This is a genomic window from Sebaldella sp. S0638 (assembly GCF_024158605.1).
GTDB lineage: Bacteria > Fusobacteriota > Fusobacteriia > Fusobacteriales > Leptotrichiaceae > Sebaldella.
Genome location: NZ_JAMZGM010000007.1, coordinates 25,033 through 49,444, shown reverse-complemented (window position 1 = coordinate 49,444; position 24,412 = coordinate 25,033). Strand labels below are relative to the sequence as shown.

Below are 24,412 nucleotides of genomic sequence, written 5' to 3'. Positions count from 1 at the left end.
AAAATTTTAAAATGTATGTTTATAATTTTGATAAATATGTTATAAAACGCTGGAAATTAAGTGTTGAAATAATGAAATAGTATTTTAAAATGTTTATTTCAATTATATAAACAAAAATTTATATATCAGAATAAATAAAAAACAATAGTTATTATTATTTTGTAATTAATTAAAAATAAATAAATTAAAAGTGATATTCGTAACTGGATTTCTAGGAAATACTAGGAAAAAGAAAATTATTAAGAATTTATCTGTCTATGGTGAAACGAACTTTAGTTGACATTTTTTGTTAAGATGGTATAATAAATATTGAGTAAGCATTGTACATAAAAGGCTTTAAACAACATTTCTTGCTTCCGTATACTTAATACTAAATTATTAAAACACGGGAACTTATCAAAAAATAATCTAAAATTTCAAATGGAAAATTTAATTTCTAAATTCAATGTAATATAAAAATCAAATACAATTTATAGTTACTTTCTGGGTATAATATTAAAGCTTGCAATAAGTTTCATTAATAGATTGAACCTAAGTTAATGTTTTAAAATTGAACCAAAAACAGGAGGTGTTCTTAATGTTCGTACAGGCGTTACTAATAGGAATCTGGGCAGGACTGGCAGGGATTGACTTGTTTGACCTTCAGCTGCATGTTCACAGACCAGTGGTAACAGGTTTAGTAGTAGGTATAATATTAGGAGATGTAAAAACAGGATTAGTTGCAGGGGGAATGTTAGAATTAGTATGGATGGGAATGGTGCCGCTTGCCGGTGCACAGCCGCCTAACGTAGTAATAGGAGGGATTATAGGAACTGCTTTTGCTATATTTACTAAAGAAGATCCGAATATAGCAGTGGGAGTGGCAGTACCTTTCGCTATAGCAGCACAGGCAGGGATAACATTGTTATTCACTGTATTTTCACCAGTAATGCATAAGGCTGACGAATATGCAGCTGAAGCAAATACAAGGGGAATTGAAAGAATAAACTATCTGGGACTGCTTATTTTATTTTGTTCGTACTTCATAGTTGCATTTTTGCCTATATTTTTCGGAGAAGAAGCTGCAAGGGGCGTAGTGCAGATGTTGCCTGAAAAATTAATAGGAGGATTATCTGTAGCCGGGGGAATGATGCCGGCAGTGGGATTTGGTATGCTTTTGAAGATTATGCTGAAAAAAGAATTCGCCGGGTTCCTTATATTAGGATTTGTACTGGCTGCTTTCTTGAAGCTGGAAATTATGGCAATAGCCTTCATAGGTTTGAGTATAGCAATGTATGACTACTATCTGAGAAAAGACAGATCCGGCGGAACAGGCGGAAATACAGAAGCAAAGGAGGAATATAGCGATGGAATCTAATGCTTATGTGGATCAGACAAAAGAAAAGGTAATTACTGCGAAAGACCTGAATAAAATGGCGTGGAGAGGATTATTCGTACAGGCGTCGTTTAACTATGAAAGAATGCAAGCCTGCGGTTGGTTATATTCGATTATTCCGGGACTAAAGAAAATTCATAAAAATAAAGAAGATATGTCGAAGTCTATGACAATGCACATGGAATTTTTTAATACCCACCCTTTTCTTGTTACATTTATAGAGGGTATAGTAATAGCAATGGAAGAGAATAAAGAAAACATAGATACAATAAGAGGTATAAAGATAGCTACAATGGGACCTCTCGGAGGTATAGGAGATGCCTTGATATGGCTAACTCTTCTTCCAATATCAGCGGGGATAGGTTCTGCTCTTGCCATAAATGGAAGTATAGCCGGACCGTTTGTTTTTCTTTTAATTTTTAACGTAATTCACTTTGGATTAATATACGGACTTATGCACTATGGATACAGAACAGGAGTTAGTGCTCTCAAAACACTTAATGAAGATACACAGAGTATTTCTAGAGCTGCAAGTATACTTGGGCTTGCAGTGGTTGGAGGACTGATTGCCACATATATAAGATTTAATCTTGCAGTGGTAATTAATGCAGGGCAGGCAAAAGTAGCACTTCAGGAAGATGTATTGGATAAAATTATGCCGGCATTGCTTCCTCTGGCATACACTTTTCTTATGTATTTCCTGCTGAGAAAAGGAAAATCGCCTCTTCTTCTGATAGGTATAACTTTACTTGTAGGTGTAATAGGAAGATATATAGGTTTATTATAAATAAAAAACAGCTACTTTATACAAAGTAGCTTTTTAAGATTTGCCGGTTGTGTAATAAAAACCGGCAAATCCTAAGAATTTCAGCTTATGATAAAATTCAGTGAATTTTTTGAAAGGAGCACAAAGATATCCGAAGCTGGTTTTTATAGATCAAAGATTTAAGGAGGAGAGACAAGTGGGACCTAATATTTTATTAACAAGAGTAGACAATCGTCTGGTCCACGGACAGGTCGGAGTAACATGGGTAAAATCACTGGGCGCAAATCTGATTGTAGTGGTAGATGACGTAGCAGCTAACAGCGATGTGGAAAAGCAATTAATGGAAGTAGTAGCAAAATCTTCTGGTGTAGGAATTAGATTTTTTACTGTAGCACATACTATTGACATTATTCATAAAGCTTCACCAAATCAGAAAATATTCATAGTGTGCAAAACTCCGGAAGTGGTGAAAAAACTAGTGGATGGAGGTGTTCCCATAAAAGAAGTTAATATCGGGAATATGCATTTTTCCGAAGGAAAAGAGCAGATCAGCAAAAAGGTATATGTAGACCAGAATGATAAGGACGATATTAAATATCTTGAATCTAAAGGAATAGATGTTTACATACAGGATGTACCAGGAGACAAAAAATTAAAAATGTAAGAGGTGGATAATATGCTAGAAATAAGTTTATTTCAAGGGATATGCTTAGCGGTTATGGCTTTTATTGTTGGTATTGATTTTTGGCTCGAGGCTTTATTTATTTTTAGACCATTAATAGTAAGTACCCTCACGGGACTCATCTTGGGGGATTTAAGGCTTGGATTACTCACAGGTGCTTTGACAGAACTTGCCTTTGCCGGTCTGACTCCGGCGGGAGGAACACAGCCGCCTAACCCGGTTTTGGCAGGGGTAATGACTACGGTTATAGCGTATACTGCAAAAGTAGACGCAAAAATAGCCATTGGATTAGCACTTCCGTTTAGCTTTTTAATGCAGTATATTATCTTATTTTATTACTCTATATTTTCTTTTTTTATGAAAAAAGCAGATAAATACGCTGAAGATGTAGAAATAAAGAAATTTTATTTTCTAAACTTAGTTACAACATTAATAGTAGGTTTATCCTATGCAGTAGTAGTTTTCGTATCTTCATATGTGGCGCAGGAAGCTGTGCAGAATCTGGTAAACAGTATGCCTGGATGGCTGACTCACGGATTTGAAGTAGCAGGAGGAATACTCCCGGCAGTGGGATTCGGTCTTTTATTAAGGGTAATGCTTCAGAAACAGTATGTACCATATTTAATCATAGGATTCGTAGTGGCATCTTTCTTAAAGTTCTCAAATCTTCTTCCAATAGCTTTGCTGGGGACAGCATTTGCAATATATGAATACTTTAATCAGAAAAAAATTGAAGAAGTTGCAATGAATGCCAAAGGAAAAGGAGATGATGACAATGAAGGAATCTAATAAAAAAGTCCTTACAAAAAGGGATATAACTCTTTTAGGACTTAGATCATCTTTTTTACAGGCATCATTTAACTATGAAAGAATGCAGGCCGGGGGATGGACGTGTTCAATGCTCCCTACGATAGAAAAGATACATAAAGGAGATAAACAGGCTATCTCTAATTCAATGAAAGATAATCTGGAATTTATAAATACACACCCAAATCTCGTGGGATTTTTGATGGGACTGTTGATGTCACTTGAAGAAAGCGGAGAAGACAGAAATCTGATAAAAGGGTTAAAAGTAGCATTGTTCGGCCCGTTAGCCGGAATAGGAGATGCAATATTCTGGTTTACAATACTTCCTATAGTAGCTGGGATTTCTGCATCGTTTGCAGAAGAAGGAAGTGTTCTCGGACCGATTATATTCTTTCTTGTTTATTTTGTGATATTTCTTCTTCGGGTTGCATGGACACATTTTGGATATAATTTAGGTATAAGAGCAATAGAAAAAATAAAAGAAAACTCGGAAATAGTAGCGAAAGCAGCAACAATACTGGGGACGACAGTTATAGGAGGGCTTATAGCTTCATATGTACATATAGAAGTAGTTTCGCAGATAGTGGTAAATGCGGAAAAAACAGTATCTTTACAAACAGACTTGTTTGATAAAATATTCCCGAATATTTTGCCGTTTGCTTATACTATGCTTATGTATGCTATTTTAAGAACAAGAAAAGTAAGTCCGACAGTACTGATTTTACTTACTTTTATTGCGGCAATAATATTGTCGGCATTAAAAATCTTGTAAGGAGATGAGTAGAATGGTAGGGATAATAATAACCGGGCATGCGAATTTTGCTTTAGGTATGATGAGTGCAATTAAACTGGTTTTTGGTTCGCCTGAAAACCTGAAAATAGTTAATTTTGGCGAAGAAGATTCTACAGATATTCTGGAAAACAATATAAAGATAGCGATACACGAGCTAAAAGAATGTGACGGATTGCTATGTTTTACTGACATAGCAGGAGGAACGCCTTTTCAGGTGGCTTCGAGACTGAGTATAGAAGAAGCTGAAATGAGAGTTATTTCAGGGACAAATCTTCCTATGCTTCTTGGTGTTTTAAGCGATAGAGACGGTATGAACCTGCATGAGCTTGCTGAATATGCACTGGAAGTGGGGAGGGAAGAGGTAAAAGAATTTATTTTTATACCATACGAGGAAGATATTACTGTAGAATCTGAGGACGGCGGAATATAAATATCATAAAAATTCATTTTATAAAAGGCAGGCTGCTGAAAATTATGCAGTCTGCTTTATTTTTAATATTTATTGAATAAATAATATAAAAAAGATATAATACAGATAATAAATATTTGAAAAAAATATATTTAAATATTATGATTTAAGTTATATTGAATAATCGGCAAAGGAGAAATTGATATGAAAAAAATTATTTTTATTTTATTTTTAGCGTTTTATTGTATGGGACTTGGATGCAGTCCGGCATTTTACACATATGTAACTGAGGGAAAAGAAGTATATTACGGGATTTCGGGTTATAAAGAAGGCTTAGTAAAGCTTGAAAAGGCAAATGCGGATAAATTCGTTATTATCAATCCTTATTTTGGAAAAGATAACAAAAATGTCTATTATCAAGGCGGGATAATAAAGGATTCTGATCCTGCTACATTTCGGTTTTTAGGCGGAGTCAGCACATTGATTGGTTCGACGGGTTATTCTAAAGATAAAAAGAATGTTTATTATCTGGGGAACATTATTACAGGTGCAGATTCAGCTTCTTTTACCATTTTGGATAAAGTGGAAGGATATGGAAAAGATAATAAAAACGTATATTTTATGGGGGAAAAACTGGATTATGCTGACAGTGTATCATTTAAAACAATAGGAAATGATTATACTGCGGATAAAAATGCTGTTTACTATAAATCGGAGAAATTAACAGGTGCGGATCCTGCGGGATACACTCTGAACGGACATTATCTTTTGAGCAGCGGCAGTGTCTTCTACGGGAAAGAAAAAACCGGTTATGATATGAATACTTTTAAAGTGATGGAAGAATTTTTTGACGGGAATACATGCTGGAATGGCTATGTTTATGCTATGGTAAAAGATAAAAACGGTGTTTATGTAAGGGACGAAAAAATACAGGGAATAGACCCGGAAACATTTAAGGCTGTGGGTGCAGGATTATACGAGGATAAAAATTATTATTATGCGGGAATTGAGAAACTGAATATTAATAAGAAAAATTCAACACTGTTTACACTGGAATCTGCGGGTCAGATAATAGTAAAAGATGACAGCAATGTATATTCTCTGGGCGATAAAATTGAAAACCTAAAAGAAAAATATGGTATAGACCCAAAGAGCTTTGAACTTTACGCAGTTGTGGTCAGTCTGAAAATTTTTAAGGATAAAAATAATTTTTACGTTAATGACTGGCTTTATTTGAAGAAGACAGATATAGTACCTGTAAAAAATAGTCTGGTATATATTGATAATGATATGATTATATTAAAATCAAAAAATAAAATTGCAGTAATAGACAGATTTGGAACAGAATATTCTGAAATAAAAGGTGTAGATGTGGAAACTTACGCTTTTGTGAAGGGAAATGATTATCTGGATAAAATAGCAGAGATGGAAGGTTACGGGACTTTTATAGATAAAAATAATATATATAAGCGAAATCCTTTTGATAAACATTTTACTACAGTCAGCAAAAAAATAAGTCCGCAGGAATACGGGAATCTGAAAGAATATATAATCGCAGGTGAAGCGGAAGAGAAAAGGCTGGAATCGCTGAAAGCTAAATAAGTAAAATAAAAGGGATACAATAAGCGGGTGCATCTTTTCGTGCAGTGTTTGTTACATTTTTTATAGATAAAACAAGCATAAGGAGGTTAGTTGTGAAAAAACTTTTTGTATTAACAATACTGTTGTTAGCGGCAATCTCTTCTGTATCTATGGCACACGGCGGGAGAACTGATAAAAACGGCTGTCATGTGGACAGAAACACAGGGGAAAGACATTGTCACTAAAAATTAATTAGGTAATGAAAATAAGAAGGCTGTTTTTTAATTAATACAGTCTTCTTTGTTTGTTTGGAGATTAAAATGTCTAAAATAGCAGCTCTTTTCCATCCAGATTAAAATCTGTCTTATTTTCAAAAATCAAAGATAATATTTCAAAGATTCTTTTTCTGTCAGAAGCATTATATGAACTAAGAGAAAAACTTTTATATTTTTGTTTGGGATTATTGGAGTTTATGGAAATACTGATGTTGAATTTATTGTTGATTATAAGTTTTTTAGTTTCAGAAGAATAAATATCCGCTGTTTTAAAACCAAAAATATTCTGAAATACTACATTTCTATTTTTTAGATCAAGGATTATTTTAATCGGTAATGCCAGTAAAAGAGCAGATATAACAGCAAAAATCATTCCAATAAAAAATATTTTATAAATTAATAAAGATATAAATAAAATAAGGCAGATTACTCCCGAAAATAATTTTAGTCTGTATTTATCAACATAAAAAATATACTTATCTTCATTATATGTTTTAAGGAAAGTACCTATATTCTTTTGGAGATATTTCACAGAATTTTCGTTATAATCCGCTGTTGTATCTATGAGTATCTTGTCAATAATATATCTATTTCTAAACATAAAGCAGTCTAGAGTATATTTTTTTCCATCTTTTAGAAATAAAGTGTATCTGTCATTATAGTAAGTGCCGTTAAATTTACTGTGGCTAAGCCCGTTTCGCACATATTGAATATCTGAAAGATTTATCAGGATACGTTTTCTGCTGTTAGTTTTCCAGCTGACAGTTTCCTTTGTGAAACTAATTTCCAGCGGGGAAAATATAAGGTGATAAATCATAAGAAGAATATTTATCAGAAAAAGCCCTGAAACTGGAATAAGCGGGATTATAAGCGAAAGTTCCGTCAGCCCTTTTTCCAGAAATAAAAAAATTATAAAAAATATAATATATATGATAAATAAAATTTTTATTATACCTTTTAAAAATGAAAAAAAATTATCTCTCTTGAAATTATAATCAAATGTTTTTATTTTTCTCTTCATAATACTGTTCCCTTCTGAATATTTCTGACATAGTGAAAATAATACCTGTCTTTTATGTTTGATAATGTTTGTTTTTAAATTTATTTTATGATTTTATCTGCGATCAATACCTCGTTACCATTCAGATTGAATGATACTTCATTTTTAAAAATTATATGTAATATTTTGAAAATTTTATCTCTATCCTGTGATTTATAAAAAGATAATGAGAAAGTTTTCTTCTTTTTCTTTTTTTCAATAAATATTGCAGTAACAGATATATCGAGATTATTGGCAATGATAATCTGTTTTGTATCATAGTAAGAAATTCTATGGATTTTTATGCCGCACACTGATTTTAATATAACAGTTCCTTCACTGGTATTCATGATGATTTTCACAGGTACGGCCGGTATCGCTGCAAGAATAGCAAATACAATAATTGCCGGGAAAAATATTTTGTTAAAAATAAAAAATATAAGTGAAAAAAGCAGACATAAAGTTATAAGAATAATAATACTGTCATACAATATGTGAAAACAGTATTTGTTTTCAGAATATATATCAGAAAAAGAATCTTTCTCATCCTGTATGTATTTTATATATTTTTTATTATACAATCTGGTAATGTCAGTAAAGAAAAAGTTCAAGTCACTGCTGTTTTTGAATATAAAACAATTTATTAAGAATTTTTTACCGTTTTTCAGTAATAGCGTATATTTATTTTTGTAATAAGTTCCTCTGGTTTTACTGTAACCTTTGTGACGCTTTATAAAAAGAATATCATCAATATTTATAGACACAGTTTTTCTGTAAAAAAATTTACAGGTTATATAGTTGTTCCTTACATAAATTTTATAGGGAGAAAACAAGGCTTCCCATATAAAAAGTATGAAAAAAAGTAAAAATATAATAAAAAATACTGCTGAAAAAATAAGCAGAGGTGCTAAAACTACTGTTTTGTTTATACCTTGTTCTGCAAAAGTAAAAAGCAGAACTAATATAATATATATAATAGCCGCCGGTTTAGCAAATACAGCTGCCAGATCTTTTAAAAAAGATAAAGACTCGATTTTTGATTCATAATTAAAACTGCTGTTTTCATTTTTATCAGGATTAGTCATGTTAACCGTCCTTAAAAGTTTATTGTCGTTTATTTCATAAATATTAGCATACTTAAAAGATAAAATAAACATATATTACAAAATAATATTTAAGTTTAAATATAAAAAAATACTGCTCCCAAAAAAATGAAACAGTATTCTAATTATAATGCCGATGGTATGCTAACCAAGACACAGCGTTAATAAAAATGACTTTGGGGAAATCATCTGAAGTTAGTGTAAGCGGCTCATACCCATTAAGTGAAATTGAAAATTTTTTCTTAAAAATGCATAGCAGCAGCTGGAAAATCTCTAATTTATCCTGTTTATAATATGGCGATAAAGATATTACCGTTTTTTCAGATCGAGTTGTTATATTAAGAGAAACATTGAATTCATTAGTGACTGATATTTTACAGACATTATCAAAGTTTATGGAGTTTATCTCCAAACCAAGCAGAGATCTTATGAAGATATATTTATTGTTAAAATCAATATCCATTTTTACAGGAATAAACAGTGAAAATGAAAACAGGAAAAAACCGGGTATTCCTAATAAAAATAGCGTTGGAATAAAGAAGCATACAAACAGCAAAAATGAAATCAACGAAAAAATAAGTACCGGTATAAATCTGCACGAATAAAACCGGTATTTTTTATCAAGGTTTTTAATATTGCATGTAACAGAATCCATGACTTTTTTATTATAAGAAGCAGTGATTTTCATAAAAAAAGAGTAGAGTATAATGTTATTTGAAAATATAGAACCGTTTATTCTGTATTTTTTTTTGTTTTTCAGGCATAATAAATATTTTTTGCTGTAATAGTGTTTTTTATAATAGCTATAGGAAGTACAGGGTTTCACATATATTACATTATCTACATTTATGCAGATTGTTTTTCTAAAGAAAAATTTACAATAGATGTTGTTGTCAGCTACTAATACTTTATAAGGTGCCGCTAAAAACCTAAAAGGGATGTATAAACACCAAAATGCAGGCATAGCAGTAAAAATAAGCAGTATTAAAAAATTAACCGAAAGTAATTTTTGATTTTTATACATGGAAACTATTAATAAAATAAAGCATAAAATTATGAATACTGCAAAAAATATTCTAACAGGAAAAGAAGATATGGTTTTTGATTTAAAAGTAAATTCTTTTGTATTATTTTTGACTTTTTTCATGGTTATACTCCTGAATTTTTGTATTATATATAGTTTTTAAATTAACTTATAAATATTAACATATCTAAAGAATAAAATAAACATGAAATATAATAAAAAAACAGTATATTTAAAGAATGAATTTTTCAAAAATTTTTAAATAAAAAAAATAAGTCAGATAAAAGAACAAAAACAAACAAAAGTAAAAACATTTAAAAGTCTTTATTTTCAGTATTAAAATTAAAAATAAAAAAAATTTTTAAATGCTATTGACAAAATAAAAAAATGAGTTATAATTATAACGAACAAAATAAAACATTTTAAAACATTTGAAAACAAAAAGGAGGGAAAACCAATGAAAGATCAGAGAATAGAGGTGATATTAAGCAAGATAAAAGAGAAAGGTATAGTATCTACTCTGGAACTTACAGAAGAATTAAATGTAACAGAGATGACAATAAGACGTGATCTGAAGTACCTTGAAGACAAAAAATTGCTTATAAGAATTCACGGAGGAGCTAAAAGTATAAAAAAAATCCAGCAGGAAAAACTCTACGATGACAGAAAAGTCAAATATATGAAAGAAAAAGAGCATATTGCCAAAATAGCAGCCTCTTATATACAGGATAATGAGACTGTATTTATAGCGCCGGGAACGACAACAGAAAGAATTCCTGAATTTATAAAGGCAAAAAATGTAATAGTAGTTACTAATTCATATTCTGTAATGGTAAAGTATTCGCATTTGGATTTGGACTTTGTGGTAACAGGAGGAAGACTCAGAAGAAAAACAGAAGCAATTATTCCTGACTATTTTCTGGATTCTATAAGCAAGATAAATGTGGATAAATGTTTTATAGGAGCAAACGGAGTAAGCGGAAATAAAGTGACAATCTCCAATTATGACGAGGGATTAATACAACAGATAGTAATGGAAAATGCAAAAGAAAAATTTCTGCTTCTGGATAGTTCAAAATTTAATAAAGAAGCTTTTTATTCTTTTTTCAAAGTGGAAAACCTTGACGGGATAATAACCGACGGGAATTTAAAGCAGGAAGTATTGAAGGAATATAAAAAAATAATAAAAATAATAAATATATAGTGGAGGTAAAGAAATGAAAAAGGTAATAGTAGCCTGCGGAGGTGCAGTGGCAACATCAACTGTGGCAGCGAATAAAATTAAGCAGTTATGTGAGGAAAATGGAATAGCCATAGATTTGGTTCAGTGCAGAATAAATGAAATAGAATCTTATGCTGACGGTGCTGCATTAATAGCTACTACTTCAAAATTTTCAAAAGATATGGGAAGTGTACCTGTAGTGCATGTAATGGGATTTATTTCAGGAATAAATCAGGATGCATTAAAAGCAAAAATACTTGAAATATTAAAGTAAACAGGAGATGGTCAAAATAGAAATGAATTTTTACGGGGATCTCATTTATCTAAACAGGGATTTTTCCGACAGAGAAGAAATGTTTAACGAAATCGGAACAGTTTTAATTGAAAAAGGAATGGTAAAACCAGTTTACATCGAAGAGATATTAAAAAGGGAAGAAAATTTTCCCACAGGAATTGATCTCGGCTATATGCAGGTAGCGATGCCTCATGTGGAAGCAAAGCATGTGAATGACAATGCAATGTTTGTGGTAACTACAAAAAAAGGAGTAGAATTCGAGAATGCCGAGGATGACGGAATAGTAAATTCCAAAATTATATTCGGACTGATTGTAAAGGACTCTGAAAAACATCTGGATTTCCTGATGAAATTAGTGGAGTTATACCAAAAAGAAGATGTTCTGAAAAAAATATATGATTCTAATGATGTAGAAGAAGTAATGACACTACTAAAACAAAATTTAATTTAATAAACTAGGAGGAGTTTATAACATGGATAATTTTTTAAATCTGATAACACCGCCAATACAGTACATATTGGCCTTAGGACCAGCCGTAATGCTGCCGTTAGTAATAATTGTTTTTGCATTATGTCTAGGTTTGAAATTAGGAAAGGCTTTTAATGCCGGTCTTATGATAGGTATAGGATTCATAGGTATAGGAATAGTAATTGGTTTGATGAGAGATACTTTAGGGCCAGCAGCAGAACAAATGGCTGAAAATTTTGGATTGAATCTTACGGTAATTGATCTTGGATGGCCCGGAACAGCACCGATGACGTGGGCATCGAAGATAGCAATAGTAGCAATACCGGTAGCAATTATAGTAAACCTTATTATGCTTGCGTTAAAGATGACAAAAGTAGTTAACGTAGATATATGGAATATCTGGCATATGACTTTTACAGGAGCATTGGTACATATAGTTACAGGAAGTTACTGGCTGGGGATACTTGGTGTAGTAGTACATGCCGTGTTTTCATATAAGTTCGGGGATTGGTTCCAGTACGATACAAGAGATTATTTCGGTCTGGAAGGAATCGCGGTACCACACGGAACTTCTGCATATTGTGCGCCATTTGCGGTAATAGTAGATGCTATTCTTGATAAGATACCAGGAATAAATAAAATAGATATTGATACAGAAAAGCTTGAGAAAAAACTGGGAGCTTTCGGACAGCCGATAATAGTAGGATTTATACTTGGTATAATAGTAGGAATCCTTGCAGGGTATGATGTAAAACAAGTACTTCAGCTTGCAGTTTCAGTTTCTGCAGTTATGTATTTGATGCCAAAAGTAATAAAGCCTATTATGGAAGGATTATTACCTATATCAGAAGCTGCAAGAGAAAAATTGTCAGCAAAATTCGGCGGAGGAGAATTCCTTATTGGTCTTGATCCGGCATTATTATTAGGAGATGCAAACGTAATTTCAGCAGGACTGTTATTTATACCGTTAACAGTAATAATAGCCGCAATAGGATCACTTACATTCGGTAACAGAGTTCTGCCTTTCGGAGATCTGGCTACAATAGGATTCTTCATAGCAATGGGTGTGGCAATCCACCATGGAAATATTTTCAGAACACTAATATCAGGTTCTTTCATTATGTTTATTACAATATGGATATCAAACCAGACAGTGGAATTACAGACAATACTTGCAAAGAATGCAAATATGCTTGGGGATAAATCTCTTGTAGGATCACTGGATCAAGGCGGATCACCAATTACGTACATAATGGTACAGATTTTCCAAAGAAGAAATATGGTGGGCTTATTGGTAATAGCAGTAATTTACTTCATTGGAATAGCAATGACATACAGAAGATATAAAATGCTTCAGAGAAAAGACAGATTAGAAGGAGCACAAGCTTAATTAAATAAAGTAAGTAAACAGGAGCTGTATCAAAATAGATTTTATAAATTAATGCCGGATATTATAAATTATCTGTTTTATCAGGAAATACCGGCATTAAGTATAAAAAGCAATTCTATTTTTATACAGCCCGTTAAATTATATACATAGAATAGGAGAGTGACATAATTTGAAAGCATTAGCAGTATTAGAAAATGAAAAACTCGGGGTAATTGATTTGGAAAAACCAGAAAATGTAACAGGAGATGAAGTATTGGTAAAAGTGGTATATTCGGGACTTTGCGGTTCAGATTTTCCTAGAATGTTCGAACATCAGGCAAAATTTTTTCCTGTAGTTTTGGGTCATGAATTTTCAGGGGTAGTAGAAAAAGTTGGTGAAAAAGTTCATAATCTGGCACTTGGCGACAAGGTGAGCTGTATTCCGCTAAAACCGTGTTTTAACTGTGAAGCATGCGAAGAAGGTAATTATTCTCTATGTAAAAATTATGGATTTATTGGTTCGAGAGAAAACGGCGGAATGGAAGAGTATGTAAAAATACCTGAAATAAATCTTCAAAAACTTCCAGAAAAATTCGATCTGCTGCAAGGAGCATTTTTTGAGCCAATAACAGTGGTATTACACGGACTTGGTCTTTTGAACAAAGAAGTGAAGGGAAAAAAAGTAGGGATTATCGGAGTGGGAACAATGGGTCTTCTGGCAGTTCAGTGTGCAAAAGCATATGGAGCAGAGCTGGTTTCAGCCTTTGATATAAATGAAAAAAATCTTGAAGCTGCGAAAGAACTGGGAGCAGACGAGGTTCATAATGTAAGTAAAAAAGATATAGAGAATGAATATGATAAATATGATATAATGATAGAGACATCAGGAGCGAATCCGAGTTTTGTTTTAATTCTGAAACTTGCTGCCGGAAAGGGAGAACTTTTATACATAGGTACTCCGCACAGTACACTAACATTCGAGTATAAGGATTTTGAATTAATAAACAGAAAAGAACTTACAATAAAAGGTTCGTGGATGAATTATTCCAAGCCGTTTCCCGGAAAAGAATGGACAGAGGCAGTAAGACTTTTTGACGAAGGTCTGGTAAAGATCGATAAATTAGTCGGAGCCACTGTTTCTATGAATGAATTCTGTGAAAGACTGGAAGAAATAAAAGGGAGAAAATTAGGCGGAAAAATAATGGTAAAGATAGGAGAAAGCGAATGATAGTAAGTACAAGAGAAATGCTGTTAAAGGCACAAAGAGAAAAATACGCTGTTCCTGCATTTAATTTTCATAATCTTGAGACAATTCAGGTAATAGTGGAAACAGCAGCGGAATTAAGATCAGCAGTGATACTTGCCGGTACTCCGGGAACATTTGACTATGCAGGAAGAGACTATGCACAGGCAATAATCGAAACAGCTGCTAAAAAGTATAACATACCTATAGCACTTCATCTGGATCATCATGAAGTAGTGGAAGATATAAAAAAATCCATTGATCTGGGAACAAAATCAGTAATGATAGATGCATCTCACCATCAGTTCGACGAAAATATAGCAATAGTAAAAGAAGTAGTAGCCTACGCACACAGATATGATGTTACGGTAGAAGCAGAACTTGGAAGACTCGGCGGACAGGAAGATGATCTGGTAGTTGATGAAAAGGACTCTATGTACACAAATCCCGATTCTGCAAAAGAATATACAGACAGAACAGGAATAGATTCACTGGCAGTGGCAATCGGAACTGCGCATGGTCTGTATAAAAGCGAGCCTAAGCTTGACTTTGAAAGACTGGCGGAAATAAAAAAAGTGGTTTCTATACCGCTGGTTCTTCATGGAGCTTCGGGAGTATCTTTGGAAGATGTAAGAAAGACAATAGAACTGGGAATCTGTAAAGTAAACATTGCAACTGAACTGAAAATGCCATTCTCTGGAGAATTGAGAAAGTATCTGGAAGAACACAGAGATGCCAATGATCCGAGAAAATATATGGAACCGGCTAAAAAAGCCATGAAACTGGTAGTAGCTGAAAAAATAAAAATGTGTATGAGCGAACACAGATATTAAAGGAGGAGAAATGATTACTACAGTAACATTAAATCCGGCTATAGATACAAGATATTTTATAGAAGACTTTAAGGAAGGCAGACTTTTCAGAGCTGAGAAGACTATAAAAAGTCCGGGCGGAAAAGGTCTGAATGTGACAAAGGTACTAAAACAACTGGATGCTAATGTTGTTGCCACAGGAATATTAGGCGGGAAAAATGGTGAATGGATACAGGAAAATCTGAAAAAGATGAATATAAAAGAAGGTTTTTATGTATCGTCGTCTGAGACAAGAGTGTGTATTGCCGTTTTGGCAAAACACTCGGAAACTGAAATTCTGGAATCTGGAGAAGAACTGCCTGATTCTGATCTGAGAGCTTTTGAGAAAAAATTCATGGAGCTTGTGGAAAAGTCAGATGTAATAACAATGTCAGGAAGTCTTCCAAAAGGAATGGATGCCGGATATTATCAAAAACTTGTGGAAATGGTAAATAGAAAAGGAAAAAAAGTGATACTTGATACAAGCGGGAAATCGCTGCTGGAAGGTGTCAAAGGAAAACCGTATCTTATAAAGCCTAATTTTGACGAACTGGAATATGTTCTGGGAGAATCAATAGACGGAAGAGATAAAATAAAAAAAGCAGTGGAAAAACTTAAAAATCTGGGAGCACAAAATGTTCTTGTATCTCTGGGTGGAGAAGGAGCAATATATTTTGGCGAGGAGATTTTGAAAATTACAATTCCAAAAATTAAAATACATAATACCGTAGGTTCGGGAGATTCTTCAGTGGCAGGTTTTGCAAAGGGTCTGGATGACGGGCTGGAATTACATGAAATACTGAAATTATCCATGGCGTGCGGTATGTCGAATGCACAAAGCATGGAAACAGGAAAAGTAATTCCTGAAGATGTGAAGGAATTCATTGGAAACATTACAATTGAAGAACTAAAAATGTAAGCAATATCAAAAAAAACTGTCTCTGAAAAGTGAGGCAGTTTTTTTAAAATTATTTTTTAGATATTAATAATTTTATTTGACACAAAACGAAGAGAAGTCTATACTATAAAAAGAATACGAAAGTTATGGAAAAACGAAAGGATGATTAGATGAAAGAAATATTTGCAAAAGAATTTATAGATTTTATTGATAAAAGCCCGAGCAGTTACCATGCAGTGAAAAATTGTTCAGATATTCTGGATAAGGAGGGATTTGTAAGACTTGACCCTTCTAAGGAATGTAAACTGGAAAAAAACGGAAAATATTATATAAAGAAAACCAGCTCTACGATTATGGCATTTACAACAGGTGAAGAAGTCAGTCCAGAATGCGGATTCAGAATGACAGGGTCGCACACTGATTCACCTTGTTTTAGAATAAAACCGAACCCTGAAATGACAGTGGAAAATATAATAAGACTAAATACCGAGGTATACGGCGGGCCTATATTAAGCACATGGTTTGACAGACCGTTATCTGTAGCGGGAAGGGTTATTTTGAAAACAGATAATATTTTTAAGCCCGAAACTGTAAATGTAAATATAGACAGACCTCTTATGACAATACCAAATCTGGCAATCCATCAAAACAGAAGTGTAAATCAGGGAGTGGAAATAGACAGACAGAATGATGTACTTCCTGTAATCGGACTGATAAATGAAACTTTTGAAAAGGAAGATTTTCTGATAAACCTTGTTTCAAAAGAGTGCGATATAAATAAAAAAGACATTCTGGACTTTGACTTATATGTGTATGCATATGAAAAGGGAACTTTACTCGGAGCGGAAAATGAATTTGTCTCTGCACCGAAAATAGATAATCTGGCGTCAGTTTATGCCGGACTTCGTGCAATAGCAGAAAGCAGACATGCAGGAAAGGGAATAAACGTTTTTGTGGGATTTGACAATGAAGAAGTGGGAAGTTCCACAAAACAGGGAGCAGATTCTAATTATCTGATGAACTATATGGAAAGAATATATATTTCGCTGGGAATGAACAGAGCAGATTTTTTAACAGCTGTAAATAATTCTTTTCTGATCTCCGCTGACGGCGCTCATGCTGCACATCCGGGATTTACTGGTAAAATGGATCCTACGAATAAGCCTTCCCTGAATAAAGGAGTGGTATTTAAAATAAGCGCCAACCAGAAATATACTTCTGACGGTTTCACAATAGCTGTAATAAAGCAGGTGTTAGCAGGGAAAGATATAAAAACTCAGAATTTTGTGAATAATTCAAAAGAAGCGGGCGGTTCCACAATAGGGCCTATATCGTCTACACATCTGGAAGTAGATTCGGTGGATTTGGGAATACCTATGCTTGCCATGCATTCTGTACGTGAACTTTGCGGTAAAGATGACCTGTATTCTCTGAAAGAGCTGATCAGGGTATTCTTTGAGATATAGTAAAATAACAGGAGGAAAAATGAAAAGCTTTAAGAAATTATGGTATATATGTATAATAGTAATATTTACAGGAATTATGTATGCGGACAAAGCTTCTTTCGAAGATGATACTGTGCAGATGACCTATGAAAAATTGCAGTCACAGCAGACAGTGCTGGGGACTGTGTGGATGCAGACTTCTGCCGAGTACAGGGCTTCTGTATATCAGGTTTTTAATTCCGCTAAAAGCAGATTTCTGGAGGAAAAAAATAAAAACTACGGCAAGAAACTTGCAGTTATTGTGGATATAGATGAAACGGTACTTGATAATATGTATACACAGGCGGAGTATATAAAAGAAGGGAAAAATTATTCCCCTCAGGCATGGAGTGAATGGGTAAATGCCGAAAAAGCAGCTGCTATGCCGGGAGCTGTGGAATTTGTGAACTTTATATATGAAAACGGCGGGGAAGTATTTTATGTGACTAACAGAAAAGAAGCGGAAAGGGCAAAAACACTTGATAATCTCTTAAAGGAAAAATTCGTGGCAGATGATAAACATCTTATAATGAAAACCAAGGAATCAAGTAAAGAAGCAAGAAGAAACCAGATAGAAAAAGATTATTATGTTGCGGCTTATCTCGGTGATGATATTAACGATTTTATTGACGCAGGAGCCACAGCAGAAGAACGAAGAAAGAGAGTGGACGAGCTTTCGGAAGAATTCGGGAAAAAGTATTTTATCATTCCCAATCCTGTATATGGAAGCTTTGAAGCAGCAGTGAATCCTGATTATTACAAAACAGATTACAGGGGAAGAACTGAGATGAGAGTGAATTCACTGAAAGGCTGGAAAGAATAAAAGGTAAATTATTATAAAAAAAATAAAAAAGCTTTTGCATTTATGATATAATTATTTCATAACTATAAAATAAAAACGGGGTGATGATATGAAAAAAATATTTGTTATGGCAGTATTGATATTTTCAATGAGTATAACCGGATTTTCAGCTGAAACAGCAAAACAGAGAAAAATAAAAGAACTGTTTCAGATAATGGATATTCAGGCAATGACAAATGAAATGTCACAAATGATACTAAATGATCAAGGAAATATAAATTTATCAAAAACTCAGAAAACTGCACTGCAAAAAGAGATGAAATCTATGATGGATTATGTGCTGAATAAGCAAGCGGAACTTTATGACAAGCACTTTACAGAGCAGGAAATAGACGAGATTCTTAATTTTTATAAAACCCCTGCCGGGAAAAAAGTCATAGAGGAAACTCCGAAAATTACAAAAGAATTATTTACTGATCTTATGGAGAATTATTATCCTGATATGATAAAAAGACTGGAAAAAATAAAGTAAGCATAGATTAATTATAAAGTAGGTGAAGAAAGGTGTTAGCAAATCATTCAAAAGATAAGTCCATTGTGGATAAGGTATTTACTGTGGTGGCTAAGGCAAAAGAAGCAAAGGAAAAATTCGGACAGGAAAATGTAATAGATGCCACAATAGGTGTTTTATGTAATGAAGACGCACAATTCGTGAATTTCAAGACTGTATCCGAAGTATATAAAAATCTTCCGGATAATGAAATAGCAGCTTATGCGAGTTCATTTGCGGGAGATCCGAAGTATCTGGAGTGTGTAAAAGAAGTAGTGTTGGGAAAAGATTACAAAGAAGAGTTTAAAGACTCGTTTATAGACGCAGTGGCTACTCCGGGAGGAAGCGGTGCAGTAAGTAACACTATCTGGAATTATGTAGATAAAGGTGAAACAATACTTATTCCTGACTGGATGTGGGAATCATATAAGATTATGTCTGAGGAATTCGGCGTAAAATATGAGCTTTACAGTCTTTTTAACGAAGAAGGGACTTTTAATATTGCTGATTTCAAACAAAAAGCAGAAAAAATAATAGAAAAACAGGGAAAAGTTCTCGCTGTAATAAATGATCCGTGCCATAACCCTACAGGTTATTCTCTTTCTATGGATGAGTGGAAAGAACTGCGTGAATTTTTTATAAAAGCGAGTTCAAAAGGAAACATTATTCTTTTAAATGATGTGGCTTATATAGATTATGATTTTAGAGGAGAAAAAGAAACAAGAGAATATATGAATTACTTTAGAGGACTTCCGGAAAATGTTCTTGTAATCTTTGCTTTTAGTATTTCCAAGGCTTTTACCGAGTATGGGTTAAGAGTGGGAGCACAGCTTGCATTATCATCAAGTAAAAAAGTAACAGATGACTTTAAGAGGGCAAATGAATTTTCATGCAGAAGCAGATGGTCTAATATATCTAGAGGAGGAATGAGACTTTTTTCTGATATAGTTTCTAATCCGGAACTTTTTGATAAGCTGAAAAAGGAAAGAAATGAATATGTAGCATTGATGAAAGAAAGAGCAGATATTTTTATAAACGAGGCAAAAGAGGAAGGACTTCCGATGTGTACATACAGAGGCGGCTTCTTTATTACTGTTCCTCTTGGTGACGATACTGAGAAAATAGGACTTGAGCTTCAGAAAGAAAATATCTTTACTGTAATACTGGACAAAGGACTCAGAGTGGCAATCTGCAGCGTACCAAAAAGACAGCTTCACGGACTGCCTGCTAAAATCAAGAAGGTAATAGACAGAGTAAAATAGATTTTGTAAAGATTGAAATTCAATTTTAAGATATAAAGACAGATATTATAAAACTTTTGATATCTGTCTTTTTTTGTATTATGAAAAGTAATTTTTGCTTTTATATTGTTGTTTAACATAGAACTATATAGTATAATTAAATAAAAATAAATATTTTTCAAATATTTGATATAAAAATTAAAGATAAAAAAGGAGGAATAAATGAAAAAAGCTAAATTATTTTTTTTATTGTTAATGACAACAGGAATAGTGACTTTCAGTGCTGCTAAATCTGTGATGCTGAAACCGGATTACGATGTGGAAAGAGTGGTGGGAGAAATAGATCTGTGGGAATATACTCCGTTTGCACCTGATAACCTTCTGTATAAATTTGAAAAAGCTCCTAGTATCAGCATATCAGAAGATTATCCAAAATTAGACGGTGCAACAGCAGGCTACCCAATATACGGTTCTATAGTGCAAGCTGTCTATAAAGGGCTTGATAGTGGCACAATATGGGAATATGTCCAGTGTAATACTACTCCTTATGCTTATAACAGACTTATAAATAAAGAAGTAGATGCTATATTCGTATTAGAGCCGTCGGAAAAACAGCTCGAAGCTGCGAAAAAAGCAGGGGTAGAACTGGAAATGATACCTATAGGAAAAGAAGCTTTTATATTTTTTGTAAATAAAGAAAATAAGGCAAATAATCTAAGTGTAAAGCAGATTCAGGACATATACACAAAAAAGATAACAAACTGGAATAAGGCAGGGGGAGGTTCATTAAAAATACAAGCTTTCCAGAGACCGGAAAATTCCGGCAGTCAGACAATCATGGAAAACAGGGTAATGAAAGGGTTGAAAATGGCTGAACCTATGAAAGAAGAGTTTTTTATGGGAATGGGCGGAATAATCCGCGGAGTGGCAGATTACAGAAATTATGAGGGATCAATAGGTTATTCTTTTAGATACTATACAACAGGGATGAATAAGAATAACAATATAAAAATTCTATCAATAGACAATGTAGAGCCGACTGTAGAAAATATCAAATCTGGAAAATATCCGTATACAGTGAATTTTTATCTTGTTACAAGAAAAGACGTGAAAAATAAAAATCTTGATATGCTGATAAAATGGATATTAAGTGATGAAGGTCAGAAAGTGGTAGAGAAAACAGGGTATGTACCTGTAAAATAAATAAGACATTTTATTAAATAACAAAAATGAAAATCAGGAGGAATAATGAGTAAGAAAAAAGTAATATTTTTCATTTTAGCATTTATATTACTGGTAATACTAAGCAAAATATGTGTAGGAGTATATAAATATGTGCATAATTCCGGAAAGCTGAGAAGAGATGCCTCTGTGGAAGAGATAGCGGACGGGTTTCCTGAATGGGTTTATGATCCTTTTTCAGAAAGAAACAGACTGTACGTATTTGAGAAAAAGCCTGAAATCAGCATAGAAAATAACTATCCCCGATTAGACGGTGCAACAGCAGCATACCCGGTGTATGGTTCTATAGTACAGGCAATTTATAAAGGGCTTGATGAGGAAACTATTAAGGATTATGTACAATGCAATACTACGCCTGTTGCATATGAGAGACTGATAAATAAGGAAGTAGATGCTATATTTGTAGCAGAACCGTCAAAAAAACAGCTTGAAATGGCTAAAAAATCAGGAGTGGAGCTGGAATTGATTCCTTTGGGAAAAGAAGCTTTTGTATTTTTGGTTAATAAGGAAAATCCTGTAACCAATCTAAGTGTAGAGCAGATACAAGATATATATACAAAAAAAATTAAGAATTGGAAAAAGGTAGGCGGGAAAAGATCGAAAATTATGGCATTTCAGCGTCCTGAAAATTCAGGAAGCCAGACAGTCATGGAAAATAAGGTAATGAATGGAATACAGATGGCTTTGCCGCTGGAGGAAGAATATTATGAGTTTATGGGCGGAATAGTTAACGGAGTGGCAAATTACAGAAACTACAGGAATTCAATAGGATATTCTTTTAGATATTATGTAACAGGGATGAATAAAAATGATAATATAAGACTTTTATCAATAAATGGTATTGAGCCGTCAAAGGAAAATATAAAAACAGAGAAATATCCTTATACAGTAGACTTTTACCTTGTTACACGAAAAGACGTGAAAAATAAAAATCTTGATATGCTGATAAAATGGATATTAAGTGATGAAGGTCAGAAAGTGGTAGAGAAAACAGGGTATGTACCGATAAAGTAAACAAAGGGGAATTGTTTGTTATGAAAAAACTGATGTACAACCCCGGAGAGGAAAAATACGGATTTATATTATTTTCAGCAAAATTCAATGAAAGATGGGATGAAATAAAGGAGGAAGATCACATATTTATTCATTCATCAGACTTTGAATATATAATAGAGTCCGTAAAAAATATTTATCCATTTACAGACCCTGAAACAAAAGAGATACAGGAATTTTTTGATGCTTGCGGAATGAATTGTATCCCTGTTACAGAATGGGGAAAAATATTAATTGATTTACAGCAAAAAATATATAAGGATGCAGAACTGAAGAAATTTATAGAAAAATTCTGTAACTGGATTCTTGAAAAAAAAAGAAGTTCAGATGAAATAATGATATGGGGGACACTGTAAAAGCAAAAAGATGTAAAATAGAATGAGCCGTGAGGTTCATTTTATTTTGAATAATGTGAAAAGTACTATTAAAATACAGTCTTTTTACAAAAAAATAAAATAGAAATTGTTGATAAATTTTCATATACAATATTAAAATTTTAATATATAGAATTATAAAATAATTATTCTTAGGTATAATAAATAAAAGACTAAAGATAGTATGATGAAAATTTTTTGATTATTTTATATTAAACTATGGATTAAGAATAATAAAAAATGTTTGACAAATAAAATAGCATCTGATAAAATAAATTGAACATTTTTATAATAATAAAATAAAAGTAGAAGTGTTGCTTTAGAAAATTCAGGATCATTTATTTTTCAACTGAGGTTGTTGTGAAAAATAGCACAATTTTAATTGAGTGTTCGTTTTATATTCTTTATGAATCAGTTGGAAATATAGAGTGTTCCGATGTAAAAAAAAGTGGGTTAGTTTTGCTTTATGTTCGTATGAAATTCTACGGATATCAAGTTCACTAAAAAGTAAAAATAAGCAGTTTATAATAAATTTTAGTTTTAAAAATCAATTATTTATTTGTCTGACTTCTCTTTTCTTATCGTACATTTGATAATTCGTGGAAAATATAATTTATGAATAGGTATGTATCAATTTAACAGGCAAAATTATCATGGAGAATTATTCTAAACAAATCTGGAAAGGAGTAATGTATGAGAACAGCATTATTTACATTCCTTATAATATTCGGTGCAGCATCAGCAGCGGAAAATAAAAATGTAAAAACTGATTTCGCTTCGGAAGCCGAAAGAGCTGAAAAAATCGAAAGTTATAAGGAAAAAAAAGACCTTGCATGGCATAAAACAGAATACAATAAAGTCTTAAAATATTTGAAAAAGACCAAAAAATGAGGAGGATTAATATGAAAAAGATTATGATGTTAGTAGTCGTTCTGTCTTTTTTCAGTTTTTCTGATGAGATAATAGTAGATAGAACAGTACAAGACAGTATTACCAAGGATTTTGACCAGGACGGGAAATACTCGGCTTATGAGAAAGCTCTTAGAAAGGCACAGGAGTCAGTTTATGTGACACTTCCTGAAAAAAGAGGTTACTGGTACACTACACTTGATAAAATAAAGGCTGAAGAAGCAGAATTACTGCCTGATGAAACAGCAAGAATGAGAAGAAGATAAAGGAGGAAATATGAAAAAAGCAATTATAATTATGTCTTTGGGAGCTCTCTGGGGTATGGCTCTGAATGCTGCACCTACTTATGAATACAAAAGAGAACTAAGAGAAGGTGCAAGGGGAAAATGGATTAATCTGAGACAGCATCTGAACAGCGGGCAGAGACTGGAAAGAGAAATAACAAAAGTAGACAGACAGATAGACAGAAAAGTAAAAGAGATACAGGAAATAGAGGATTTATTATTCAGAATAGAACAATATAAGGTGGAAAACAATGTAAGGTAGATCAAGGAGG

General features: G+C 33.0%; 28 protein-coding genes. 26 read left to right on the top strand and 2 right to left on the bottom strand.

What is annotated here, in order from left to right:
- Positions 1-577: 577 nt before the first annotated feature.
- From agaW to NK213_RS03680, 8 genes are all read left to right on the top strand, one after another.
- Positions 578-1,357: a PTS N-acetylgalactosamine transporter subunit IIC gene (agaW, locus tag NK213_RS03715; RefSeq protein WP_253346811.1), complete on the top strand. Its 780-nt coding sequence runs from the start codon at positions 578-580 to the stop codon at positions 1,355-1,357.
- Positions 1,347-2,162: a PTS system mannose/fructose/sorbose family transporter subunit IID gene (locus NK213_RS03710; protein WP_253346809.1), complete on the top strand. Its 816-nt coding sequence runs from the start codon at positions 1,347-1,349 to the stop codon at positions 2,160-2,162. Before agaW ends, NK213_RS03710 begins: the two co-directional genes overlap by 11 nt.
- Before the next feature lie 175 nt (positions 2,163-2,337).
- A complete protein-coding gene (agaB, locus tag NK213_RS03705; RefSeq protein ID WP_253346808.1) occupies positions 2,338-2,805 on the top strand; it encodes a PTS galactosamine transporter subunit IIB in 468 nt (155 codons plus the stop codon).
- Between the two features lie 12 nt (positions 2,806-2,817).
- Positions 2,818-3,612, top strand: coding sequence for a PTS galactosamine transporter subunit IIC (gene agaC / locus NK213_RS03700; protein WP_253346806.1), 795 nt, complete (start codon positions 2,818-2,820; stop codon positions 3,610-3,612).
- Positions 3,599-4,402: a PTS galactosamine transporter subunit IID gene (gene agaD, locus NK213_RS03695; protein ID WP_253346805.1), complete on the top strand. Its 804-nt coding sequence runs from the start codon at positions 3,599-3,601 to the stop codon at positions 4,400-4,402. The genes agaC and agaD overlap by 14 nt, the downstream gene beginning before the upstream one ends.
- 13 nt (positions 4,403-4,415) lie before the next feature.
- Entirely contained in the window at positions 4,416-4,853 is a 438-nt protein-coding gene (gene agaF, locus NK213_RS03690; protein WP_253346802.1) for a PTS galactosamine/N-acetylgalactosamine transporter subunit IIA, read from the top strand.
- A gap of 183 nt (positions 4,854-5,036) precedes the next feature.
- The gene (locus NK213_RS03685) at positions 5,037-6,434 is read left to right on the top strand and encodes a DKNYY domain-containing protein (protein WP_253346800.1); all 1,398 of its coding nucleotides are present in this window, start codon (positions 5,037-5,039) and stop codon (positions 6,432-6,434) included.
- 92 nt (positions 6,435-6,526) lie between these two features.
- Entirely contained in the window at positions 6,527-6,658 is a 132-nt protein-coding gene (locus tag NK213_RS03680) for a YHYH domain-containing protein (RefSeq protein ID WP_253346798.1), read from the top strand.
- 79 nt (positions 6,659-6,737) lie between these two features.
- Here the strand turns inward: NK213_RS03680 and NK213_RS03675 are convergent, their stop codons facing one another.
- Positions 6,738-7,709 carry a hypothetical protein gene (locus tag NK213_RS03675; protein WP_253346796.1) on the bottom strand — a complete coding sequence of 324 codons (972 nt, stop codon included), beginning with the start codon at positions 7,707-7,709 and terminating at the stop codon, positions 6,738-6,740.
- A gap of 80 nt (positions 7,710-7,789) precedes the next feature.
- On the bottom strand, positions 7,790-8,812 hold the full coding sequence (locus tag NK213_RS03670) for a hypothetical protein (protein WP_253346794.1): 1,023 nt from the start codon (positions 8,810-8,812) through the stop codon (positions 7,790-7,792).
- A 368-nt stretch (positions 8,813-9,180) separates the two neighbouring features.
- Here NK213_RS03670 and NK213_RS03665 point away from each other — a divergent pair, with 368 nt between their 5' ends.
- The 18 genes from NK213_RS03665 (at position 9,181) to NK213_RS03580 (ending at position 24,402) form a co-directional block, all read left to right on the top strand.
- On the top strand, positions 9,181-9,435 hold the full coding sequence (locus NK213_RS03665) for a hypothetical protein (RefSeq protein ID WP_253346792.1): 255 nt from the start codon (positions 9,181-9,183) through the stop codon (positions 9,433-9,435).
- Positions 9,436-10,311: 876 nt separating this feature from the next.
- A complete protein-coding gene (locus NK213_RS03660; RefSeq protein WP_253346791.1) occupies positions 10,312-11,058 on the top strand; it encodes a DeoR/GlpR family DNA-binding transcription regulator in 747 nt (248 codons plus the stop codon).
- 13 nt (positions 11,059-11,071) lie between these two features.
- Positions 11,072-11,350 (top strand): PTS galactitol transporter subunit IIB, encoded by a 279-nt coding sequence (gene gatB / locus NK213_RS03655; RefSeq protein WP_012862808.1) that lies wholly within the window; start codon positions 11,072-11,074, stop codon positions 11,348-11,350.
- Between the two features lie 22 nt (positions 11,351-11,372).
- Positions 11,373-11,822 (top strand): PTS sugar transporter subunit IIA, encoded by a 450-nt coding sequence (locus NK213_RS03650; protein WP_253346790.1) that lies wholly within the window; start codon positions 11,373-11,375, stop codon positions 11,820-11,822.
- A 22-nt stretch (positions 11,823-11,844) separates the two neighbouring features.
- Positions 11,845-13,230, top strand: coding sequence for a PTS galactitol transporter subunit IIC (locus NK213_RS03645; RefSeq protein ID WP_253346789.1), 1,386 nt, complete (start codon positions 11,845-11,847; stop codon positions 13,228-13,230).
- A gap of 169 nt (positions 13,231-13,399) precedes the next feature.
- On the top strand, positions 13,400-14,437 hold the full coding sequence (locus NK213_RS03640; protein WP_253346787.1) for a galactitol-1-phosphate 5-dehydrogenase: 1,038 nt from the start codon (positions 13,400-13,402) through the stop codon (positions 14,435-14,437).
- Positions 14,434-15,285, top strand: coding sequence for a tagatose bisphosphate family class II aldolase (locus NK213_RS03635; protein WP_253346784.1), 852 nt, complete (start codon positions 14,434-14,436; stop codon positions 15,283-15,285). The genes NK213_RS03640 and NK213_RS03635 overlap by 4 nt, the downstream gene beginning before the upstream one ends.
- A 10-nt stretch (positions 15,286-15,295) precedes the next feature.
- On the top strand, positions 15,296-16,222 hold the full coding sequence (gene pfkB / locus NK213_RS03630; protein WP_253346782.1) for a 1-phosphofructokinase: 927 nt from the start codon (positions 15,296-15,298) through the stop codon (positions 16,220-16,222).
- A 149-nt stretch (positions 16,223-16,371) separates the two neighbouring features.
- Complete coding sequence (locus NK213_RS03625) at positions 16,372-17,667, top strand: M18 family aminopeptidase (RefSeq protein ID WP_253346780.1); 1,296 nt, start codon at positions 16,372-16,374, stop codon at positions 17,665-17,667.
- 19 nt (positions 17,668-17,686) lie between these two features.
- On the top strand, positions 17,687-18,508 hold the full coding sequence (locus NK213_RS03620; RefSeq protein ID WP_253346778.1) for a 5'-nucleotidase, lipoprotein e(P4) family: 822 nt from the start codon (positions 17,687-17,689) through the stop codon (positions 18,506-18,508).
- Positions 18,509-18,596: 88 nt separating this feature from the next.
- The gene (locus NK213_RS03615) at positions 18,597-19,019 is read left to right on the top strand and encodes a DUF2059 domain-containing protein (RefSeq protein ID WP_253346776.1); all 423 of its coding nucleotides are present in this window, start codon (positions 18,597-18,599) and stop codon (positions 19,017-19,019) included.
- A 32-nt stretch (positions 19,020-19,051) separates the two neighbouring features.
- A complete protein-coding gene (locus NK213_RS03610) occupies positions 19,052-20,299 on the top strand; it encodes an aminotransferase class I/II-fold pyridoxal phosphate-dependent enzyme (RefSeq protein ID WP_253346774.1) in 1,248 nt (415 codons plus the stop codon).
- A 201-nt stretch (positions 20,300-20,500) separates the two neighbouring features.
- On the top strand, positions 20,501-21,481 hold the full coding sequence (locus NK213_RS03605; RefSeq protein ID WP_253346770.1) for a PstS family phosphate ABC transporter substrate-binding protein: 981 nt from the start codon (positions 20,501-20,503) through the stop codon (positions 21,479-21,481).
- A gap of 45 nt (positions 21,482-21,526) precedes the next feature.
- Entirely contained in the window at positions 21,527-22,534 is a 1,008-nt protein-coding gene (locus NK213_RS03600; protein ID WP_253346768.1) for a PstS family phosphate ABC transporter substrate-binding protein, read from the top strand.
- A gap of 20 nt (positions 22,535-22,554) precedes the next feature.
- Complete coding sequence (locus NK213_RS03595) at positions 22,555-22,929, top strand: hypothetical protein (protein WP_253346767.1); 375 nt, start codon at positions 22,555-22,557, stop codon at positions 22,927-22,929.
- Between the two features lie 711 nt (positions 22,930-23,640).
- Positions 23,641-23,838, top strand: coding sequence for a hypothetical protein (locus NK213_RS03590; protein ID WP_253346765.1), 198 nt, complete (start codon positions 23,641-23,643; stop codon positions 23,836-23,838).
- A gap of 11 nt (positions 23,839-23,849) precedes the next feature.
- Positions 23,850-24,122 (top strand): hypothetical protein, encoded by a 273-nt coding sequence (locus NK213_RS03585; RefSeq protein ID WP_253346763.1) that lies wholly within the window; start codon positions 23,850-23,852, stop codon positions 24,120-24,122.
- A 10-nt stretch (positions 24,123-24,132) separates the two neighbouring features.
- Positions 24,133-24,402, top strand: coding sequence for a hypothetical protein (locus tag NK213_RS03580; RefSeq protein WP_253346761.1), 270 nt, complete (start codon positions 24,133-24,135; stop codon positions 24,400-24,402).
- Positions 24,403-24,412 lie beyond the last annotated feature (10 nt).

Bases quoted from the DNA above. Each gene is read 5' to 3' on its own strand.
- agaW (WP_253346811.1), top strand. From the start codon at position 578: ATGTTCGTACAGGCGTTACTAATAGGAATCTGGGCAGGACTGGCAGGG.
- NK213_RS03710 (WP_253346809.1), top strand. From the start codon at position 1,347: ATGGAATCTAATGCTTATGTGGATCAGACAAAAGAAAAGGTAATTACT.
- agaC (WP_253346806.1), top strand. From the start codon at position 2,818: ATGCTAGAAATAAGTTTATTTCAAGGGATATGCTTAGCGGTTATGGCT.
- agaD (WP_253346805.1), top strand. From the start codon at position 3,599: ATGAAGGAATCTAATAAAAAAGTCCTTACAAAAAGGGATATAACTCTT.
- agaF (WP_253346802.1), top strand. From the start codon at position 4,416: ATGGTAGGGATAATAATAACCGGGCATGCGAATTTTGCTTTAGGTATG.
- NK213_RS03685 (WP_253346800.1), top strand. From the start codon at position 5,037: ATGAAAAAAATTATTTTTATTTTATTTTTAGCGTTTTATTGTATGGGA.
- NK213_RS03675 (WP_253346796.1), bottom strand. From the start codon at position 7,709: ATGAAGAGAAAAATAAAAACATTTGATTATAATTTCAAGAGAGATAAT.
- NK213_RS03670 (WP_253346794.1), bottom strand. From the start codon at position 8,812: ATGACTAATCCTGATAAAAATGAAAACAGCAGTTTTAATTATGAATCA.
- NK213_RS03660 (WP_253346791.1), top strand. From the start codon at position 10,312: ATGAAAGATCAGAGAATAGAGGTGATATTAAGCAAGATAAAAGAGAAA.
- gatB (WP_012862808.1), top strand. From the start codon at position 11,072: ATGAAAAAGGTAATAGTAGCCTGCGGAGGTGCAGTGGCAACATCAACT.
- NK213_RS03650 (WP_253346790.1), top strand. From the start codon at position 11,373: ATGAATTTTTACGGGGATCTCATTTATCTAAACAGGGATTTTTCCGAC.
- NK213_RS03645 (WP_253346789.1), top strand. From the start codon at position 11,845: ATGGATAATTTTTTAAATCTGATAACACCGCCAATACAGTACATATTG.
- NK213_RS03635 (WP_253346784.1), top strand. From the start codon at position 14,434: ATGATAGTAAGTACAAGAGAAATGCTGTTAAAGGCACAAAGAGAAAAA.
- pfkB (WP_253346782.1), top strand. From the start codon at position 15,296: ATGATTACTACAGTAACATTAAATCCGGCTATAGATACAAGATATTTT.
- NK213_RS03625 (WP_253346780.1), top strand. From the start codon at position 16,372: ATGAAAGAAATATTTGCAAAAGAATTTATAGATTTTATTGATAAAAGC.
- NK213_RS03620 (WP_253346778.1), top strand. From the start codon at position 17,687: ATGAAAAGCTTTAAGAAATTATGGTATATATGTATAATAGTAATATTT.
- NK213_RS03615 (WP_253346776.1), top strand. From the start codon at position 18,597: ATGAAAAAAATATTTGTTATGGCAGTATTGATATTTTCAATGAGTATA.
- NK213_RS03605 (WP_253346770.1), top strand. From the start codon at position 20,501: ATGAAAAAAGCTAAATTATTTTTTTTATTGTTAATGACAACAGGAATA.
- NK213_RS03600 (WP_253346768.1), top strand. From the start codon at position 21,527: ATGAGTAAGAAAAAAGTAATATTTTTCATTTTAGCATTTATATTACTG.
- NK213_RS03595 (WP_253346767.1), top strand. From the start codon at position 22,555: ATGAAAAAACTGATGTACAACCCCGGAGAGGAAAAATACGGATTTATA.
- NK213_RS03590 (WP_253346765.1), top strand. From the start codon at position 23,641: ATGAGAACAGCATTATTTACATTCCTTATAATATTCGGTGCAGCATCA.
- NK213_RS03585 (WP_253346763.1), top strand. From the start codon at position 23,850: ATGAAAAAGATTATGATGTTAGTAGTCGTTCTGTCTTTTTTCAGTTTT.
- NK213_RS03580 (WP_253346761.1), top strand. From the start codon at position 24,133: ATGAAAAAAGCAATTATAATTATGTCTTTGGGAGCTCTCTGGGGTATG.